2 protein-coding genes and 1 pseudogene are annotated in these 3048 nt (G+C 34.1%); all 3 read left to right on the forward strand.

The genetic code is table 11. The annotated features are described in order from the left end of the window. Nucleotides 1–989, forward strand: a pseudogene (locus IE151_RS17530) (hypothetical protein); the annotation flags it as partial. A gap of 519 nt (nt 990–1508) precedes the next feature. Further along, entirely contained in the window at nt 1509–2480 is a 972-nt protein-coding gene (locus IE151_RS17535) for a protein rep (RefSeq protein ID WP_045912058.1), read from the forward strand. Nucleotides 2481–2650: 170 nt separating this feature from the next. Beyond that, on the forward strand, nt 2651–3048 hold a 398-nt coding region (locus tag IE151_RS17540; protein ID WP_210310918.1), incomplete at its 3' end, for a plasmid recombination protein.

The raw sequence follows: 3048 nt of genomic DNA on the forward strand, positions 1-3048 counted from the left end.
AAAAAAAACTCCGATCTGATGCTAATATTTTATTGGCTGGGGTTGTAAGTTTAAATAAAGACAATAAAGATATTTGGGAAGATTATAAAAATGATGCTATTGCTTATTTGTCTAATAAATACGGTAAAAAGTTAGTTTCTGTAATAGAACACACCGACGAGGAAAATCCACACTTCCATTTTTATATAATACAAAAACCCGGACTGAAATTTGATTTAATACACGATGGTAAAAAAGCATTGTATGAAAATAAGGACAAAAAGAAACACGATCAAAATATTGCTTATTTAAATGCTATGAGAGACTTTCAAGAGGATTTTTTTAAAGTTGTAAGTTCTAACTATGGTTTAACGAAAGATGGTCCTAAAAGGGCCAGATTGAGCCGTAGTGATTACTTTAAACAATCTCGTGAGGTTTCATTGCTTGATCAAGTAAAGTTAAAAGCAACAGAAACAGGAAAGAAACAGGGTTATAGTTTTGCCGTTGATCAATTTGAAAAATCGTCTTGGTGGGGAAAAACAAAAATCGCCATTTCCTTTAAAAACAGTGAGTTTACAGCACTTAAAGCAGACTATAAGAAGTTGAGTAGAAGAAAAAACCATTACAAAAAGAAAGTTGATGAGGTTAAGGAAGAAATCAGTTCTGAATATGAAAATAAACTTTCTGAAGAATATAAAAAGAATAAGGCAACTTCAAGGAGTCTATATTTTACATTAAATGAAAATCAGTCTTTAAAGGAATATAAAACAAAATATGAGGATTTGAATAAATCATTTAATGAAACACTCGAAGAACAGAAAAAACCTCTTCTGGAAGAAAACAACACTCTTAAAACCGAAAACCAAAACCTAAAAACAGAAAACACTGAAAATAAAAAACAACTTGAAAAATATCAGGAGTTTTTTACTCGTGTGAAAAAATATTATGGTGATCGTTTTTCTGATTTTCTTGAAAAAATAAAACCTAAAACGACTATTAAGCCTAAATAGTCAAAAAGAATTTCGGGGGGTCCCCTCTGGGGTTCCGAAATTGTTATTGACTACACACCATAAAAATACCCTTGTTATGGTTGGAGCAGAACGAAGTGAGGCTTCAACCTGATAGACTGCAGTTAATGCCCTTGTATGGGTCTGTATGGGGATACGGTTTGTTTGGTGACCCATACAGGGCAGAACCCCGTAAAACTCGTTACAGAAGCTTCTAGCGGCCTTTCTGACGGTCTAAAACCGTCTTGGCCGGATGGATGGAAGGAACTTCCAGATCGTGGTTTTTGGTGTTGGTTTTTGGGGTTAAAAATCAACCCGGAGGGGCGGATTTTCCTTTACTTGATACAATAGGGATAACGTGGATTTGAAAAACGGTGCTTAAAAGTGGCTTGAAGCCTTGTCCCGTAAGGGTTTCCGTGGTGTTGGAGCAGGTGTTTTATGTCGAATGATTGACAAAAAAAATCCCCGTGTTAAGTTTTGAGTGTCGAAGTCAAAAACTATAATACGGGGATCGGTATATCTATGGAGAGAATAGATAATAAAAAAATAAAAGTCAAGTATGAAAAATTAAGTGATAGATCTGAAAAAGATAAACCGTGGGATATACATAGACACGATTGTGATCTTGTTGCTGATATATATAAACAATCGTTCGAGTTTGAAAGATACTTTGAAAGAATGAACGAATGTTCTGGTCATTTACAATATTCTGAAATGTTAAATCGTGAAACGGGTGAAATAGGTATTAAACTTAAATCGGCAAGATTTTGCCGAGTAAGACATTGCCCTGTTTGTCAATGGAGGAAAAGCCTGATGTGGAAAGCAAGATTTTATAAGGCTTTACCGGATATAGAAAAACAGTTTAAAAGTGCTCGTTGGATGTTTTTAACATTGACCGTTGAAAATTGTGATGTCAGTGAAGTAAGAGAAAAAATCCAATGGATGAATAAATCATTTATAAAAATGATACAAAGAAAGCATTTCAAAAACTATAACTTGGGTTTTGTGAAGACAACTGAAATAACAAGATCGAAAGATGGAAAAGCTCATCCGCATTTTCACATATTGCTTTTAATGAAGCCGAGTTATTTTAAATATGGTTATTTGAAAACTACTGATTGGGCTGAATTGTGGAGAGACTGTTTAGGTGTTTCCTATACACCTATAACAGACATTCGTATGGTCAAGGCAAAGCTGAACGGCGAAGCCAACAAATCAGCCATAGCTGAGGCTGCGGCTGAAACCTTGAAGTATGCTGTGAAGCCTTCTGATATGGTGAAAGATCCCGAATGGTTCCACGAACTGACAAGGCAAGTCCATAAGTTGAGGTTTGTATCAACTGGTGGAGTATTGAAAGATCTATTTAAGGAAGATACTTCCGAGAAAGATTTATTGCTGTTAAGTGAAGAAGAAGATACAGATAAAGAGCTAAGAATACTAAACTACAACTGGTTTAAAAAAGATAAAAACTATAAAAGAAAACTTGAGGATTAGTAAAAAAGGCACCGCGAAGGTGCTTTTTTTATGCCTTTGATTTTGACCTTCCCCGTAGGGGCCGCTGTTTATTCGAAGAATAAACATAGTCGGTCCCTATGTATATTATTTGACTTTTAAAACTGCGGATTTATTATTTAAATATAACGATAAAAAAAGAGGTGAATATTATGTCTTATCAGTTTATACATATTGAAGATTATGGAAGGGTTGTATCTAAAAAAACAAAAAATAACGGATCGAATGATAAATATAAAAAAGAAACAAAAGGTAGATCGGTTCGTGAAATAATTGCAGAGGCAAAAAGGGAAAACGGAAATTGTCCGCATGTTGAAAACCCGAAAGATCCTATTTTGCTTTTTGGTGTAGGTTTGGATGAAGTAGAAAAACTCGCTTATGAATATCACGACAATACAAAAATAACGGATAAAAACGGAAAAGAAAAAAAACTCCGATCTGATGCTAATATTTTATTGGCTGGGGTTGTAAGTTTAAATAAAGACAATAAAGATATTTGGGAAGATTATAAAAATGATGCTATTGCTTATTTGTCTAATAAATACGGTAA

The organism is Limoniibacter endophyticus (genome assembly GCF_014652835.1).
In the GTDB taxonomy this organism is placed as follows: Bacteria; Pseudomonadota; Alphaproteobacteria; order Rhizobiales; family Rhizobiaceae; genus Limoniibacter; species Limoniibacter endophyticus.